Source organism: Amycolatopsis sp. CFH S0740, from assembly GCF_004522315.1.
Taxonomy (GTDB): Bacteria; Actinomycetota; Actinomycetes; order Mycobacteriales; family Pseudonocardiaceae; genus Amycolatopsis; species Amycolatopsis nivea.
In genome coordinates this window covers 511,408-527,248 of sequence record NZ_SDLS01000001.1, presented here as the reverse complement: position 1 = coordinate 527,248, position 15,841 = coordinate 511,408, and the positions used below count along the sequence as shown (strand labels likewise).

Here is a 15,841-nt window from a genome sequence, read left to right as displayed (position 1 = left end):
CTCAGCTCTCGAACACGTGAAGGACCGCCTGCGGAGCCGGGCTCTGGTCCCCGGGACGCACCTCGGTCGTCAATCCGCGGACCGCGGCTGCGACCCGCAGGGAATGGACCGCCGCGCCGACCAGAACGCGGTCGACGCGAGTCGTTCCGTCGGCGAGCACCACGAGGCCCCGGCTGCCCGGGTGCCGCGATACTCGGGTGCGCGGCCAGGTGTTCTCCTGCGCCAGCTCCGCGAGCACGCCCGGGTCGGCGACCGGCACCGCGCGGCCTCGCGGCGGTCCGGCGACCGCACGCAAGGCGAGGTACCGGTCCCAGTCGCTCGCGGTCGCCGGGTCGTCCGCCCCGGGGGTCACGGCCGCGACCACGTCCGGGCGGCTCGGGTCGTCCGGGAACGACAGCACCGGGCGGATGCCCAGCCCCCGCAGCACGATCCAGGCGGCGGACAGCGCGGTGCCGCATCCGGCGAGCACGTGGCGTCCGCCGGGATCGTGCCGGAGCCGGCCCACCCGGGAGATCGCCAGCTCGCCTGCCCGGGTCTCGACCACGAAACGGCGCACGTCCAGCCGCACCAGCGCGTCCACGAGCACCGCTCGCGCGCAGCGGTCCCAGGCGAAAGCGACGTCGCTCATCCGATCGCTCCGGCGGGTTCCGGCCTCGGTCTCGGGATCGAGGCCGCCGCGCGGCAGGTCGACAACAAGGTCTCGGCGTCGGTCACCGTGACCCGGTCCTCAAGCCCCGCGGGCGCGGCCACCGGCAGTCCGGGTTCCGGCGGGACGATCGCCACCGGGACCTGTTTCCGCAGCGCGCACACGACCCCGAACTCGCGTGCGGTGAGCTCGGGGTCGGCGTCGCGAACGTCCACGGCGAGCACCGGCGGATCGGCGCGGTCGTCGAGCGGGCACGACGAACCCGGCGCGAGTGCGAGGCAGATCCCTTCCCGCGCATGGCACCGGCTGACCCGGCACCCGTTGTCCCGCAACGGCTTGCTGAGCGCGTCGCAGTCACCGAACTTCGCTTCGGTCAGCAGTACGTGCACGATGCACCTCATTTCCCAGATCGGCGAGCACGGTTTCCGCGCCGCGGGCGAGTTCCAGGTCTTCCCGGGCGCGGACCACAAGCACCGGCGCGGCCGAGCCGGACGCGCTGATCGCCCGGTCCGCGTCGGACCTCTCGAGCGCCCCCACCCGCACGCCCAGCGCCCCGAGGCCGCGCGCGACCTCGGCGACGGTGTCCGGCTGGTACTGCGCGACCCCGCCGGTGAACACCAGCGCGTCGAGCCGGTCGAGGCTGACCGCCGCCGCGCCGATCTCCCGGCGGAGCCGGTGGACGTAGACCTCGACCGCCAGCGCTGCGTCGGCGTTCCCGGCCGCGGCGGCCGTCCGCACTTCTCCGAGGTCGCCGCTGGTCCCGCTCATCCCGGCGAGCCCGGACCGCAGGCACAGCGCGTCGGCCAGCTCGTCGGGTCCCATCGGCGCGGTTTTCATGACGTGCAGCAGCAATCCCGGGTCGATCGAACCGGACCGGGTGGCCATCGCGGGCCCTTCCAGCGGGGTGAACCCCATCGAGGTGTCCACGCTCCGCCCGCCGCGCACCGCGGTCACCGACACCCCGGCTCCGACGTGTGCGCAGACCAGTTGCAGCTCGTCGGCCGGCCGCCGCAGCAGTTCCGCGGCACGGCGCACCGCGTGCTGCACGGACAAACCGTGGAAACCGTAACGGCGCAACCGGTTCTGCCGCGTCCACTCGCGCGGCAGCGGGTAGTGCGCTGCCGCGTCGGGCAGCTCGGCGTGGAACGCGGTGTCGAAGCAGGCCACCACCGGCACGCCGGGCAGCAGTGCCCGGACCTGCCGGGTGACGTCCAGCGACAGCGGCTGGTGGATCGGTGCCAGCGGAACCAGCCGGTCGAGGTTCGCGATCACCTGGTCGGTCACCAGCACCGGCGCTTTCTGCGCGCCGCCGTGGACGAACCGCACCGCCACCGCGTCCGGCCGGGGCCAGCGCTCCACGGCATCGACGACCGCGCGGGACATGTCGCTCTGCCACGCCGCCCAGCCGACCGCGACGCCGTCGTGCACGACCGCCGCCTTCACACTGGAGGACCCGGGATTCAGGGTCAGGATTCGCACTGGCTTCTCCTCGCTCGGTCAGCCGGACAGCTTGCGCAGGTACGGATCGGCGGGCTTCCGGCGCTCGAGCCGGATCCGGACGTCGAGCGCGGCGCAGCCGTCCGCCCGCGCGACCACCGGATTCAGGTCCAGTTCCGCGAGCTCCGGCACGAGCGTCGCCAGCCGGCCGGTCTTCAGCAACAGCTCGCGCACCGCGGCCCGGTCGATGCCGGACGCCCACAGCGCCTCGGCCGAGCGCAGGCCGTCGAGCAGCAGGTCCGCGTCCGGTCCGGTGAGCGGGGCGAGCCGCGCGGCGCGGTCGGCCACCAGATCGGTGTCGATCCCGCCCAGCCCGAACACCACCAGCGGGCCGAACACCGGGTCGGACCGCACGCCGACGAGCAGTTCCCGGCCCCGGTCGGCCATCGGCTGGATCACCACGCCGCGCAGCGCCGGACCGAAGCGCGTCAGCAGCAGCCGGTACGCGTCCCGCGCCCCGGACGGTCTCTCGACGCCGAGCAGCACGCCGCCGCCGGCGGACTTGTGCAACAGTCCCTCGGCATCCGCCTTCACCGCGATAGGCCCGTCGAATTCCTCGGCGGCGCGGACAGTCTCGGTCTCGTCGCGGGCGTATCGGGTCGGCGCCAACGGGATTCCCGCGAGCCGGAGCAGTTCCGCCGCGGCGGCGGGCGACAGCCAGCCTTCGCGCTCCGCTGCTCGCGCCGTCGCGAATTCCCGCACCGCGGCGGAATCGATCTCCGGCAGAGTCGTGGCGTCGTTCCTGGGCCGAGCGAGCCATTCGGCGTACTCGGCTTGCCGGGCGAGCACGAGCGCGGCGGTGGCCGGATCGTCGTAGCACGCGGTGACCGCGGGTCCGTCCGCGCACAGCGGCGACACCCGTTCCCGCTGTCCCGGCCGGACCGCAAGCACGGTCTTGTCCACGTCCGGCAGCACGTCGGCGAGCGCGGCCGCGGGGTTCCCGACCGCAGTCGGAACCGTCGCCGCGATGACCGCGTCGACGCCCGGATCGGCGAGCACGATCTTCAGCGCCTGCCCGAATTTCTCCGCCGGAACCGCCGCTGTCGTGTCCACCGGATTGTGCACAGCGGCCTCGGCGGGCAGCAGCTCGCGCAGCCTGGCCGCGGTCTCCGCCGACAGGCTCGCCATCGTGAGTCCTTCGCGCTCGCACGCGTCGGCCGCGAGCACCCCAGCTCCGCCGGCGTTGCTCAGCACCGCGACCCGACGGCCATGCGGAAGCGGTTGCCAGGAAACACCGGCGAGCACATCCACCAGCTCCGCGACCGTGTCGACGGCGATGATGCCCGCCTGTGCGTAAAGCGCGTCACGAGTCACCGCGGGAGTCGCCGCGGCGGCAGTGTGCGAAGCAGCGGCGCGCTGGGCGGTCCCGCCGCTTCCGGCCCGCACCGCGAGCACCGGCCGGGTCCTCGCCAGCCGAGCCGCCAGCCGGGCGAATCTGCGGGGATTGCCGAAAGATTCGAGGTACAGCACCACAGTCTCGGTGCGCCGGTCGCTCGCCCACCACAGCAGCAGGTCGTTGCCGCTCACGTCGTATTTGTCGCCGGTGGAGACCAGCGAGGAAAGCCCGAGGCCGAGCCCGGTCAGCGCCTCGACGAGGGCGATCCCGACCCCGCCGGACTGCGTCGTGACGCCGATGCCCCCGGCCCGCGGACGGCGGGCGAGGAACGTCGCGTCCAACGGACAGGACGGATCCGTCGAAAGCACGCCGAGACAGTTCGGGCCGACCAGCCGCATGCCGTGCCTGCGCACCGCGTCGCGGACGCGCTCGCCGGCCGCGGTCCCGGTCAGCCCGGACGAAACGACGACCGCCGCGGCCACTCCGCGTTTGCCGCATTCCTCCACCGCGTCCGCGGCGGCTTCCGCGGGAAGGCAGATCACCACCAGCTCGGGAGTCCGGGTCAGGTCCGCGACCGACGGCGCGCAGCGGACGCCGAGGATTTCTTCCGCCACCGGATGCACGACCTCGACCGAGCCGGGAAAACCGCTGTCCAGCAGGTTCGCCAGCACCGCGTGCCCCACCGAGCCCGGCCGCCTGCCCGCGCCGATCACCGCGACCGACGCCGGCCGCAGCAGATGCGCCAGGCTGGCCGCCTCGGCGACCTCGTCGCGGCGGGCGAACGCGTCCGGGTAGCGGTCCTCGCCGTCCAGCCAGATCGTGACCGACCATTCCGGGCCCTCGTGGTCGATTTCGTAGGGCAGGCCGAGTTCGGCGAACACCCGGATCACCTTCGCGTTCTCCGCGAGCACTTCGGCGACGAACCGGGAGATGCCGTGCGCGCGGGCCGCCGCGGCGAGGTGTTCGAGCAGCAGCGTCGCGATCCCGTGCGTGCGCCGGTGCCCGTCCACGACGAGCGCGATCTCGGCGTCGGCGCTTTGCCCGATCCGCTCGCAGTGCGCGACCCCGGCCAGCTGCTCGCCGAGAAAACAGCCGACGGCCGTGTGGCATTCGTCGGACGTCCCGGCGATCTCCGCCGCCAGCCTGTCCACAGTGGACGGCAGCGGGCCGAAGAACCGGAAGTACCGGTCCCGCTCCCCGAGGTCGGTGTGCAGCCGCAGCACGGCCTCGGTGTCGGCCGGTCCGAGCGGGCGCACCAGGCCGACCTGTCCGTCGGCAAGCAGCACCCGTGCGGGCTGGTCCGCGCTCATCGGAACTCCTCCCTGCGCGAGGCGGCGGGCACGGCCGCGACCGTGCCCGCCGCCTGGTCCGTCATGCCTTGTCGACGTGGATCGAAACCTGCTTCTCGTGCGGCTGCCGCGCCAGCGGCATCGAGATCTCGAGAATGCCGTCGGCGTACTTCGCGGCGATCTTGGCGGCCTCAGCGCCGGCGGGAAGGCCTACCGTGCGGCTGAACTTGCCGTAGTAGAACTCGCTGCGGCCGCCCGTGTCCTTCTTCGCTTCGCGCTCCGCCTCGATGGTCAGCAGCCCGTCGTGCGTGGTCACAGAGATGTGTTTCTCGGGATCGAACCCCGGCAACTCGGCTCGCACCGTGTACTTGCCGTCCTCGGCGGACTCCTCGATCCGCACCGGGTTGTGCTCGGCGAACGGCCACGGGTGGTCGAGCCAGGCGGCGATGCTCGGCAGCGCCAGCCGGGAACCGGGCAACAGCGACGTCATTGCGCGCTCCTCTCTTCGCGAACGGTCTCGCACTTTCAGACAACTCCAGGCGCCCGCCGCGGCGACGCGGCCGGATTGCCTGAAGACGATGGACGAAGGTCACCGGCCGTCCCCGCGCTCAGCTCGCGGGCGATCGCCCGGCCCCAGGCGCGGATCACCGGCCAGTCCCGGTTGTCGCCGTCGCGCACCCGCAGCGCGGCGACCATCGCGCGCTCCGGGAACCGCAGCAGGGAACGGTCGAGCCGGCCGCCGAACAACCGGTGCTCCTTCGCTCCGCTGCGGGCGAGCACGTCGGTGACGTCCACCGGTTCTTCGCCGGGTTTGCTCCGCTCCCCCACCGGACCGCTGGAAAACAGCCACACCGGGATCCGGGACAGCTCGTCCTGATGAGCCCGCACCAGTTCGCGAGCGGGCTCGAGCCAATGTCCGATGTAGACAGCGCTGCCGAGCACCGCCGCGTCGCAGCCGTCGAACGACGTGACGCCGCCCGCGTCTGCCACCACCACCTCCGCGGGCGTGCCCGTCTTCGCGAGCTCTCCGCGCAGCGAAACCGCGATCTGCTCGGCGATCTCCCGGGTCGCCCCGTGCCGGGTCGCGACCGCGACAACAATTCTCATGAGACTCAGTCCTTCCCTCGCATTCAGCGGGCGACCACGACCGGGCAGGCCGCGTGCGCCAGCAGACCGTTGCCGGTCGAGCCGAGCAGGCCGCCCGCGACCGGTCCGCGGCCGCGGCTGCCCACGACGACCACCCGGGCGCCGCGGGAAATCCCGGCGAGCGCACGGGCCGCCGAACGAGCACGCACCGTCCGGACGCGCACCGGAACCGCCGGATGTTTCCGGGACCACGCGGCGACCTGTTCGGGGACACCGTTTTCCCGGTTTCCGTCATGCCACGCGTGCACCGCTTCCAGCGCCGCTCCGTGCGTTTCGGCGGTTTCGAAAGCGAAGGCCAGCGCTCGTTCGCTGCCGCCGGAATCGTCGACCCCGACCACCACCGGCCCTGCCGGATCCGCGCGGCCGCGCACGACCGCTACCGGACAGCGAGCGGAGGCCGCGACGCTGAGCGGCACCGAACCGGTGACCGCGCCCCGCATCCCGCCCACGCCGGACGGCCCGAGGACGAGCAATCCGGCTTCGGCCGACTGTTCGACGAGAAGGCCGGCCGCGGCCCCGAGCCGAAGACACATCCGCACCGAGACCCCGGGCACCGCGCGGCGCGCCTCGTCCGCCGCCCGCCGAAGCAGGCGGTACCCGGGTTCGAGCAGCAATTCCGCTTCGACGGGCGGTTTCCGGTGCGGCAGCAGGTCCGGGTCGTCGAACAGTTCGGCGCGGAACACCACGAGCCCGCCGCCGCGCGACCGGGCTTGCGCCGCCGCCCACCGGACGGCGGCCGATGACTCCGGCGAGCCGTCGATCCCGACGACCACCGGCGGGATCATCGGTGCGGCGCTGGCGCCGGCTCGGGGACCTCGCCGCGTTCGTTTTCGTTGCTCGCCCGCTGTTCCTCCGCCAGGAGATACCGCCGCATCGCCGGGCCGTGCCCGCCGTGCTGTCCGCGCTCGGCGACGCTGCGGCGGGCGTCTTCCTCGATCAGCGCCTTTTCCTTCTCGTCCATCGCGTGCCTCCTCCGAGCCGGGACTCGCTCGTCCCGAAGCCGACGCTAAGACCGCGCGGCCGGCGGCCGCTGCGGGCGGACGTCCGCGGCGCCGGAGTCTTTGGTCCCGCGGCGAGAGGCGCTGCGGCCCTGCCGCTCGCACCGGCCCAGCGGGAGATTCGGGCCATGACACAGGCGACATTCCCGCTCGGCCGCGTCGCCGGGATCCGCGTCGGCGCGCACTGGTCCGTGCTGATCGTGATGGGCCTGCTGGCCGATCTCCTCGCGACGACCGTCCTTCCGCTCGGCGCCCGCGGTTCGCCGGTCGCGGTCGACTGGACGGTCGCGGTCGTGAGCGCGCTGGTGTTCCTGGCGTCCCTGCTCGCGCACGAGCTGTGCCACGCGCTCGTCGCGCGGCATTACGGGCTCCGGGCGGAACGCATCACGCTGTGGCTGCTCGGCGGTTCCACCGAGTTGCCCGAGGAACCGCCGACGCCGCGCTCCGCGCTGCTCATCGCGGCGGCCGGGCCCGCGGCGAGCGCAGTGGCGGGCGGAGGGTTCCTCGGCGCGTCCGCGCTTGCCTCCCCGCTGCTGCCCGCGGTGGTCACCGTGGCGCTCGCCTGGCTGGGCTGGGCGAACGGCGTGCTCGCGGTCTTCAATCTGCTGCCGGGGACGCCGCTCGACGGCGGGCGCGTTCTCGAAGCCGTCGCGTGGCGGCTGACCGGAAACCGGGCCCGTGCCCGGCGGATCGCCGCCGCCGGCGGCCAGGTGCTCGCCAGCGCGCTCGCGGCCTTCGGCGCCTGGCAAATTCTGGCGCTGGGCAACCTCGGCGGACTCTGGACGATCGCCATCAGCTGGTTCCTCGCCGTCGCCGCGCGCACCGAGATATCCGCGGCCCCGCTGCGGCAGCTGCTTTCCCAGCTCCGGCTCCGCGACGTCATGAGCACCGAACCGGTCACCGCACCCGGCTGGTACACCGTGCAAGGCTTCCTGGACCAGGCCGCGCGGACCCGGTTCCGGACCTTCCCCGTGGTGTCCTTCACCGGGGCACCGGTCGGTGTCGTCAGTCTTTCCGCGCTGTCCCGGGTCCCGGAAACCGAGCGGACCGCCACGCGGCTGGAGGACATCTGCGTAAAGCCGCCCGCCTGCCTGATCGCCAGTCCGGACACGCCGCTCTCCCAAGTGTTCGGGGGCGTGCGGCTGCGTCCCGGCCAGGACCTGGTGCTCGTCGTCGACCACGGCGAGCTCGCCGGAGTAGCGGCTCCGGGCGATCTCGCGCGGACGCTCGAACTCGCCGGACTCGGCGTGCGGCCCGCTCACGACGCCGGCAGCGTGAAATAGGCTTCCTCCTCCTGCGCGAAATGCAGGGTGAGCACCGCGTCCAGCCCGTACAGCGTCGCGCGCAGGTCGTCGACCTGGTCCGCCTGGATCCTCGACGGCGACTCGGCCAGATGCCGTTCCAGCCGCCGCGCCAGCCGGGCGATCTCGGCGTGCGCGCGGCTCATCGGCACCGTGCTCTCCGGACTGCCCAGCGCATCGGCCAGCGCCGGGTACAGCTCGGTCTCCTCCGCGGTCTCGTGCGGCAGGACTTGCCGCAGCAGCACGTCGCACGCGTGCCGGACAGCCCGATCCGCCGCCGGGGTCGGCCCGCCGGCCAGTGCGTCGGCGGCCTGCCGGATCGCCAGCAGCGCGGGCCGGAGCCGCTCGTGCTCGGTCTCGAAGCGGTGCACCAGCTGGGCGGGCGCCGGAGCCGCGACCGCGGGGACCCGCAAGGCGCGCAAGGCGTTGAGGATCACCGCGACGTCGATGCCCTCCTGCACGATCGCGCCCCAGACCGGCGTGAGGAAACCGGCCGCCGCGGCCGCCATCGCCGCCAGCGACAGCGCCACTCCGGCCGCGGCGCTCTGCACTGCCAGCCGCCGCGCGCGCCGGGCGATCTCCGCGGCGTCGGCGAGCCGGTCCAGCCGGTCGTCGAGGATCACCGCGTCGGCCGCCTGCGCCGCGGCCGTGGCGCCGCGGGAACCGAGCGCGACGCCGACATCGGCGGCCGCGAGCGCCGGAGCGTCGTTCACGCCGTCGCCGGTCATCACGACGAGTCCCTCGGCCCGAGCGGCGGAAACCGCCGCGACCTTCTCCGCCGGGCTGACCTCCGCCTGGACGCGGTCGAGGCCGAGCAAGGCCGCGACCTCCCGCGCGTTGTCCACCCGATCGCCGGTGAGCAGCCCGATCGTGGCGATCCCGGCCGCCCGCAGCCGGCGCGTCGTGCGGGCCGCGTCGGGGCGGACCCGGTCCTTCGCCAGCAGCGCCGCCACCGGCTCGCCGTCGCACTCGACCCAGAGCACGGACGCCAGGTCGAGCCGTCCCCGGCGCGCGGCACTGCGCGCCCAGGCCGGCGTCTCCCGGCCGGCGGCCGGCCTGCCCACCCGGACCAGCCGCCCGCCGACGCGCCCGGCCACCCCGGAATCGGGCACCTCGCCGACCTCGACCGCCGGGACGCGTTCGATCCCGGCCGATTCCGCGGCCCGGACGACCGCCGCGGCGAGCACGTGCGGCGAGTAGTACTCGACGCTCGCGGCCAGCCGGAGCACCTCCTCGACGGGGTGCCCCGGCGCGCACACCACGTCGGTCACCTCCGGCCGCCCGGCGGTGACCGTGCCGGTCTTGTCCATGAGCAGCACCCGGGCCCGGCCAAGCGACTCCAGCGCGGCACCGTCCTTGACCACGACCCCGGCCCTCGCGGTGCGCGACATCCCGGCGGTCACCGCGATCGGCACCGCCAGCAGCAGCGGGCACGGAGTCGCGGTCACCAGCACCGCGACCGCCCGCTCCGCTTCGCCGCTCAGCAGCCACGCCGCACCGGCCATCAGCAACGCCGCGGGCAAGAACCACACGGCCACCCGGTCCGCCAGCCGCGCGACCGGCGCCGTCTGCGCCGCCGCCGACTCGGCCAGCCGGACCACCCCGGCGTACGTGCTTTCGTCCGCGCTCGCCGCCGCCGTGATCTCCGCCGCGGCCCCGGCGTTCACCACTCCGCTGCGGACCGCGTCCCCGGCGGTGCGCGCGACCGGGAGCGGTTCCCCAGTGAGGGCCGACTCGTCGAATACCCCGCCGGCGGCGAGCGTCCCGTCCACGGGAACGACCTCGCCGGGCAGGACGACCACCGCGTCCCCCGCGGCGACTTCGCCCGCCGGGACCTCGCGAAGGTCGTCCCCCGCCCGCACGTGCGCCGTTTGCGGCACCCGGTCCAGCAGCGCGGTCAGGTCCCGCGCGGCGCGGCGCTGTGCCCGCGATTCGAGCACCCGCCCGGTCGCGACCATCACCGCGACGACCGCGCCGGCGAGGAACTCGCCGACCGCGAGGGTCGAGGCGAGCGCCAGCACCGCCAGCGAATCCGCGCCCCAGCGCCGGTGCCGCAGATCCTCGGCCACCCACCAGACGGCGGGAGCCAGCGCGACCGCGGTCGCCGCCGCCCAGCAGCCGCCGGACCCGGGGTTCCCCCACCACCAGAGAATTCCTCCGGCTGCCAGCAACACAGCCACCGCGGCGAGCAACAGCGCTTCGCCCGGCAGCCGCTTCCCTTGAAGTGTCATGACGCCTCCCGGCCGCACGATGCGCCGAAGGCCTCCGGCCGGGAAGGGCCGAAGGACCCCGGTTCAGTCCACAGTGGACGGAATCAGTCCGCGTGCAGGACAGCGGCTCCGGTGACCCGGTCCGCCGCCAAGTCCGTCAACGCCTCCGCCGCCGCGGACAGCGGATAGGACATCGTCCGGACGTGCAGCCGGTGCGCTCCCGCGAACTCCAGGAACTCCCGCGCGTCCGCCCTCGTGTTCGCGGTGACGCTGCGCACTTGCCGTTCCTGGAAAAGGTGGTGCTGGTAATTCAGCACGGGTATGTCCGAAAGATGGATACCCGCGATCGAGAGTGTGCCGCCGCGGTCCAGCGCCGCCAGCGCGACCGGCACCAGTTCCCCGGCTGGCGCGAACAGGATCGCCGAATCCAGCGGCTCCGGCGGTGCCTCGGCCGCGTCGCCCGCGGAAGCGGCACCGAGCTCGAGCGCCAGCTTCCGGGCTTCGGGACTGCGGGTCAGCACGTGCACGGTCGCCCCGCGCGCGAGCGCCACCTGCGCGGCGAGATGCGCACTACCGCCGAACCCGTAAATGCCGAGCCGGCCGCCTTCGGGGACCTCGGCCCGCTTCAACGCCCGGTAGCCGATCACCCCGGCGCACAGCAACGGCGCCAGCTCTTCGTCGGAGTAGCCGGCAGGCAACCGATGCGCGAACGCGGCGGGGACGACGGCGTACTCGGCGTATCCGCCGTCGGCGTCCCATCCGGTGTACCTCGACTCCGGGCACAAGTTCTCCTTGCCGGACACGCAATAGCGGCACGCGCCGCAGGTTCCGCGCAACCAGGCGATGCCGACCTGGTCCCCCGTCCCGAAGCCGCCGGCCCTCGCCTCGACCACCTCGCCCACGATCTCGTGGCCGGGCACCACTCCGGCGCGGTGCACCGGAAGATCGCCCTCCGCGACGTGCAAATCGGTCCGGCACACCCCGCACACGCGCACCCGCACCAGCAGTTCGCCGTCTCCTGGCTCCGGGACCGGCGTCCGTTCCCGCACCAGCGGGCCGCCCGCCATCGGACCGGGCGCACGCAGCCGCCAGGCCCGCATTTCCGCCGTCATCGCGGCTCCTCTCGTCCGCAGTGCCCCGTCCAGGATGTCGGCGGGCCGGATCCGGGACGACGTCCGCAGGTCCCGCCCGCCGGGGACGTTCGGCTCTTCTCTCCGGCGCCGCGGTTGCGCAGAGTCGTGCCATGACTGCTCCCCAGCGTGCGGCGTAGGCCAGGATGTCCCGCACCGCCCGTCCCGGGCCGCCTCCGGACCCGCCCGCGCACAAGCCCGAAGAGCACCGCAACGGCGGCCTCATCGGGCTTCTGCTCACCGCGGCGGTTCTCGTCACCGTGGTGCTCATCGCCGGTCCCTCGCTGTGGACCTCGTCGGTCCCGGCGCTCGCCTACACCGAGCTCCTGTCCAAAGTAGACGCCAACCAGGTCGCCGAGATCACGGTCGGCGACGACGGCGCGGTCTCCGGGAACTACCGCGACGGCGGCAAGTTCACCAGCCAGCTTCCCACCGCGCTCGGCGATCCGCGGCTCGACGCCAAGCTGCGCGAGAAGAACGTCGCCGTCACCGGCGCGAAGACCAGCAGCGGCGATTCGGTCTTCACCGCTCTGCTGGCGTATCTGCCGATCCTGGTGATGTTCGGACTGTTCTGGTGGGCGGGCCGGCGCGCGCAGCGCACTCTCGGCGCGGGCGGGCTCGGCGGCATGGGAGGTATGGGCGGCATCGGCCGGTCGAAGGCCAAGATCATCGAGGCTCAGCGACCCGGCACGAGGTTTGCCGACATCGCCGGGTACGAGGGAGTGAAACAGGAGATCGCCGAGGTCGTCGACTTCCTGCGCGATCCCTCGCGGTACGCCGCCGCCGGGGCCAAGGGCCCGCGCGGGGTGCTGATGGTCGGGCCGCCCGGCACCGGGAAAACCCTCCTCGCCCGCGCGGTGGCCGGCGAGGCGAGCGTGCCGTTCCTGTCCATCACCGGGTCCGCGTTCGTGGAGATGTTCGTCGGCGTCGGGGCTTCCCGGGTGCGCGACCTGTTCTCCGAGGCTCGCGATCGCGCGCCGTCGATCATCTTCATCGACGAGATCGACGCCGTCGGCAGCCGCCGCGGCATCGGCGGCGCGGGCGGGCACGAAGAGCGCGAGCAGACGCTGAACCAGCTGCTGGCCGAAATGGACGGTTTCGACCAGAGCGGCGGCACCGTCGTGCTCGCCGCGACGAACCGGCCGGAAACCCTCGACCCCGCGCTGCTGCGCCCCGGCCGGTTCGACCGGCAGGTCACCGTCCCGTTGCCCAACCAGGCCGAGCGGGCTGAGATTCTCGCGGTCCACATCGACGGAAAGCGGCTCGATCCGGACGTCGACCTGACGGTCGTCGCCCGCGGCACGCCCGGGTTCTCCGGCGCCGATCTGGCCAACCTCGTCAACGAGGCGGCGATCAACGCCGTGCGGGACAACCGGACCGTGCTGACCGCGGACGACCTCGCGACCGCACGGGACCGGGTCCTGCTCGGCCGCCGCGACGCCTCGAACGCGCTGCTTCCCGAGGAGCGCCGGTCCGTCGCCGTGCACGAGGCCGGGCATGCTCTCGTCGCGGCGCTGTGCGAACACGCCGACCCCGTGGCGAAGGTGACGATCCTGCCCGCGGGCATGGCCCTCGGCGCCACCGAGCAGCTGCCGGAGGCCGAACGGCGGCTCTATTCCGAGAGCTACCTGGCCGATCTGCTCACGGTGCGCCTCGGCGGACGGGCGGCCGAACTGGTCGCGCTGGGAGAAGCGTCGACTGGTGCCGCCAACGATCTCGCGAGCGCCACCGCGATCGCCGCGAAAATGGTCACCGAGTTCGGGCTCTCCCCCGCGCTCGGCCCGATCGGCTACAGCCGCGGCGGAGCCCCCGCCGTCGCCGACGACGGCCCGGCGCTGCTGGGCAGGCCGTACTCCGAACAAACGCAACGCGTGGTGGACCAGGAAATCGGCCGCCTCGTGCGGGAGGCCGAGGCCCGGGCGGCAGCCCTGCTCGAACAGCACCGCGACGCGCTCGACCGGCTCGCCGAGCGGCTGCGCGAAGAAGAGACCGTCGACGGCACGGCCGTGCAGGCTGCTCTGGCGGCCAGCCGAACCGCACCCGAGGATTTGGCCGAAATCCCGGCCGCAGTGCCGCGATAGGTGCCGATCCGGTGCCTAAAGTCCCCGCGCGGCAAGGAGAACCGCTCGCCGCCGGGAGCCGGCGGGCCCTCCGGAACGGGCAGTGCGGCCCTCGTGGGCCCGAGCGTCGAAGCGGAAGCTCGGACGCAACGAAAGCGAGGCGACCATGAGCATCGACCGCATCTCCCCGGACCGCCCTCCCGCGCCCTCGACGACCGTCCCGGCCGGACTGCGGCGCAACCGCCACGACCGGCTCGCGCTGGTGCCGGACGGTCGCGTCGACGCCCGGTACGCCGATCTCCGCGACCTCCGTCTCGCGCTCGCCCTGACCCAGGAAGACGCCCGCGAGGAGACCGATCTCGACCCGTTCGACCGGATCACCTGCCGGACCCATCGCCGCTGGCTCCACCAGTGCGTCTCGTCCCCGCACCACGCGGTGCCGCTCAGCGGCCACCGCTGGTGCCGCCCGTGCGGCCGCCCGCTCGACGCGGCCGTCGACGAACTCTCCGGCGACGTGCGGTTCTCCTGCCCGCGCTGCGGCCAGACCCCCGACAACCGCGCCACCCGCCAGCTGACCCGCGCGTGCCGGGCGAGCATCGCCGCGGCCTTCGACCGCTCGTCCGGCCGCGACCTGTGCGCCTGAGCGAACGGAACCGCGCGGCGCGGCGAACCTGTGCGCGGCTCGGGCCGCTGTCCACAGAGGGCGGAGCCGGGGACCTTCGGCCCTTTTCCGGCACCCGCCCGAAGCGCAGCCTGGAGACAGGCAGCCGGGCGCCCGATTCCCCCTGACCGTCGCGAACCGGCGGCCAGGGCGAGCGCGGGAACGCCATTCCGGGCATAGGCGAAAGCCCGCCCGGCCGAACCGCCGGCGCCGAGAAATCCGCCGTGCCACGCGGCAGCAGAAACGAGAACCGATGAGCGGCCAGCAAGCGACCACCGACGACGAATACCTCCTGCACTGCGGAATGAGCGGCTATCTCGACGCGGTGAGCGTCGCGGCGGGCGTCGGCCCCGAGTCCGCCACGATGGACCTCGACTCGCCGATGTCGGCCTACCTCGCACTCGACGGGCAGCTCGCCGTCCATCCCGGACGCGACACAGCGCTGGTCTGGGACGAACGGCACGGCTGGTCGTTCACCATCGAAACCCATTCCGGCGAAGACCTGCTCGTGGTGGCCTACCTCGGCGACGACCTGGTACCGCCCCCTTCCCGCGTCCGGGAATTCGTCCGCGCGGTCCGCGCCCTGACCCGGCGCACGCCGCCGCCCGCGCCGCCGGAGCTGAACCGCGGGCGGGCCGACCTCCTCGCCCGGCTTTTCGGCTACCGGACTCCGCAACCGCTGTCCAGCCAGTGACCCCGGTCGAGCGGGAGCGGGGACGCGAGCGGGCCGGCACAGCCAAGCTGGTGCTTCGCGCGCGCAGCGGGGCGCTCAGGTGAAGATGATCTGGCCGCCCGCCGCTTTGGCGTAGAATTCGCCGACGGTGATGATGTCCCGCACCTGCTCGATCAGATCGTCCTTTTCGAGGCCGAACAGGTCGACCGACGCCTTGCACGCGTACAGCCCGGCCCCGGTGTCGGAAATCATTTCGAGGAATTCCGGGATGGCCGGGATGTCGAGCTTTTCCATCTTCCGTTCGAGATACTGCGTCATGACCGACGAGACGCCGGGCAGCCCGCCAGCCCAGGTGGCCAGGTGCAGGCCCGGATTGCCGACGGTCGCCAGCTTGATGTGGTCGTGCCGGGCCTTGTGCACGGCGTCCAGCCCGAAGAAAGTGAAGAACAGATCGGCTTCGATGCCTTCCGCGCGCGCCCCGTTGGCCATGATCAGGCCGGGGTAGATCGCGTCCAGCGAGCCTTTCGAGACGATGACGGAGACTTTTTCGATCATGCCGGGATTCCTCCTCAGATGCAGCCGCGCGGTTTCGGGATTCCGGCTATTTTCGCGGCGAGCTTGGCCGGGCCTTTCGGGAAGAGCCGGTACAGGTCCTTGATCGGGACGCCGGAAGTGCGTCCGAGCGCCCGCACGGTCGGGCCGGTGCCCTTCTCCGCGTATTCCCGCCGCATGAACTCGATGACCTTCCAGTGCTCGTCGGTCAGCGCGTCGATGCCGGCTTCGCGGGCGATCTCCGGAGCCATCTGCTCGGTCCAGGACTCCGGCTCGGTGAAGAAACCCTCGTCGTTGACAGGCACCTCGGTGCCCGCGTAGGTCGCGGTGGGCATGAGCGTC

Annotated in this window: 16 protein-coding genes; 4 read left to right on the top strand and 12 right to left on the bottom strand. The window is 73.3% G+C overall.

The window, feature by feature from the left end; translation table 11 throughout:
• Position 1 precedes the first annotated feature (1 nt).
• The 8 genes from EIZ45_RS02570 to EIZ45_RS02535 all read right to left on the bottom strand — a co-directional run bounded on the left by EIZ45_RS02570 (position 2) and on the right by EIZ45_RS02535 (position 6,875).
• A complete protein-coding gene (locus tag EIZ45_RS02570) occupies positions 2–628 on the bottom strand; it encodes a hypothetical protein (protein ID WP_134661435.1) in 627 nt (208 codons plus the stop codon).
• Positions 625–1,035: a hypothetical protein gene (locus EIZ45_RS02565; RefSeq protein WP_134661436.1), complete on the bottom strand. Its 411-nt coding sequence runs from the start codon at positions 1,033–1,035 to the stop codon at positions 625–627. Before EIZ45_RS02565 ends, EIZ45_RS02570 begins: the two co-directional genes overlap by 4 nt.
• A complete protein-coding gene (locus EIZ45_RS02560; protein WP_134661437.1) occupies positions 1,001–2,125 on the bottom strand; it encodes an acetate/propionate family kinase in 1,125 nt (374 codons plus the stop codon). The genes EIZ45_RS02565 and EIZ45_RS02560 overlap by 35 nt, the downstream gene beginning before the upstream one ends.
• An 18-nt stretch (positions 2,126–2,143) precedes the next feature.
• Positions 2,144–4,789 carry a GNAT family N-acetyltransferase gene (locus tag EIZ45_RS02555; RefSeq protein WP_134661438.1) on the bottom strand — a complete coding sequence of 882 codons (2,646 nt, stop codon included), beginning with the start codon at positions 4,787–4,789 and terminating at the stop codon, positions 2,144–2,146.
• A gap of 61 nt (positions 4,790–4,850) precedes the next feature.
• Positions 4,851–5,258: an Hsp20/alpha crystallin family protein gene (locus EIZ45_RS02550; RefSeq protein ID WP_134661439.1), complete on the bottom strand. Its 408-nt coding sequence runs from the start codon at positions 5,256–5,258 to the stop codon at positions 4,851–4,853.
• A 35-nt stretch (positions 5,259–5,293) separates the two neighbouring features.
• On the bottom strand, positions 5,294–5,875 hold the full coding sequence (locus tag EIZ45_RS02545) for a flavodoxin domain-containing protein (RefSeq protein ID WP_134661440.1): 582 nt from the start codon (positions 5,873–5,875) through the stop codon (positions 5,294–5,296).
• A gap of 23 nt (positions 5,876–5,898) precedes the next feature.
• Positions 5,899–6,699: a universal stress protein gene (locus tag EIZ45_RS02540; RefSeq protein ID WP_134661441.1), complete on the bottom strand. Its 801-nt coding sequence runs from the start codon at positions 6,697–6,699 to the stop codon at positions 5,899–5,901.
• A complete protein-coding gene (locus tag EIZ45_RS02535; protein ID WP_134661442.1) occupies positions 6,696–6,875 on the bottom strand; it encodes a hypothetical protein in 180 nt (59 codons plus the stop codon). The genes EIZ45_RS02540 and EIZ45_RS02535 overlap by 4 nt, the downstream gene beginning before the upstream one ends.
• 165 nt (positions 6,876–7,040) lie before the next feature.
• Here EIZ45_RS02535 and EIZ45_RS02530 point away from each other — a divergent pair, with 165 nt between their 5' ends.
• On the top strand, positions 7,041–8,195 hold the full coding sequence (locus EIZ45_RS02530) for a site-2 protease family protein (protein WP_134661443.1): 1,155 nt from the start codon (positions 7,041–7,043) through the stop codon (positions 8,193–8,195).
• Here EIZ45_RS02530 and EIZ45_RS02525 read toward each other — a convergent pair.
• Entirely contained in the window at positions 8,171–10,444 is a 2,274-nt protein-coding gene (locus EIZ45_RS02525) for a heavy metal translocating P-type ATPase (protein ID WP_134661444.1), read from the bottom strand. The genes EIZ45_RS02530 and EIZ45_RS02525 overlap by 25 nt on opposite strands.
• Positions 10,445–10,527: 83 nt before the next feature.
• Positions 10,528–11,523: a zinc-binding alcohol dehydrogenase family protein gene (locus EIZ45_RS02520; RefSeq protein ID WP_205669788.1), complete on the bottom strand. Its 996-nt coding sequence runs from the start codon at positions 11,521–11,523 to the stop codon at positions 10,528–10,530.
• 176 nt (positions 11,524–11,699) lie between these two features.
• On the opposite strand from EIZ45_RS02520, the gene ftsH reads away from it, so the two are divergent.
• The 3 genes from ftsH to EIZ45_RS02505 all read left to right on the top strand — a co-directional run bounded on the left by ftsH (position 11,700) and on the right by EIZ45_RS02505 (position 14,968).
• On the top strand, positions 11,700–13,634 hold the full coding sequence (gene ftsH, locus EIZ45_RS02515) for an ATP-dependent zinc metalloprotease FtsH (RefSeq protein WP_134661446.1): 1,935 nt from the start codon (positions 11,700–11,702) through the stop codon (positions 13,632–13,634).
• A gap of 145 nt (positions 13,635–13,779) precedes the next feature.
• Complete coding sequence (locus EIZ45_RS02510) at positions 13,780–14,256, top strand: hypothetical protein (RefSeq protein WP_134661447.1); 477 nt, start codon at positions 13,780–13,782, stop codon at positions 14,254–14,256.
• 271 nt (positions 14,257–14,527) lie between these two features.
• Positions 14,528–14,968: a DUF6292 family protein gene (locus EIZ45_RS02505; RefSeq protein WP_134661448.1), complete on the top strand. Its 441-nt coding sequence runs from the start codon at positions 14,528–14,530 to the stop codon at positions 14,966–14,968.
• A 75-nt stretch (positions 14,969–15,043) separates the two neighbouring features.
• Here the strand turns inward: EIZ45_RS02505 and EIZ45_RS02500 are convergent, their stop codons facing one another.
• A complete protein-coding gene (locus EIZ45_RS02500; RefSeq protein ID WP_134661449.1) occupies positions 15,044–15,502 on the bottom strand; it encodes a DsrE/DsrF/DrsH-like family protein in 459 nt (152 codons plus the stop codon).
• 14 nt (positions 15,503–15,516) lie between these two features.
• Positions 15,517–15,834: a TusE/DsrC/DsvC family sulfur relay protein gene (locus EIZ45_RS02495; protein ID WP_134661450.1), complete on the bottom strand. Its 318-nt coding sequence runs from the start codon at positions 15,832–15,834 to the stop codon at positions 15,517–15,519.
• Positions 15,835–15,841: the final 7 nt, after the last annotated feature.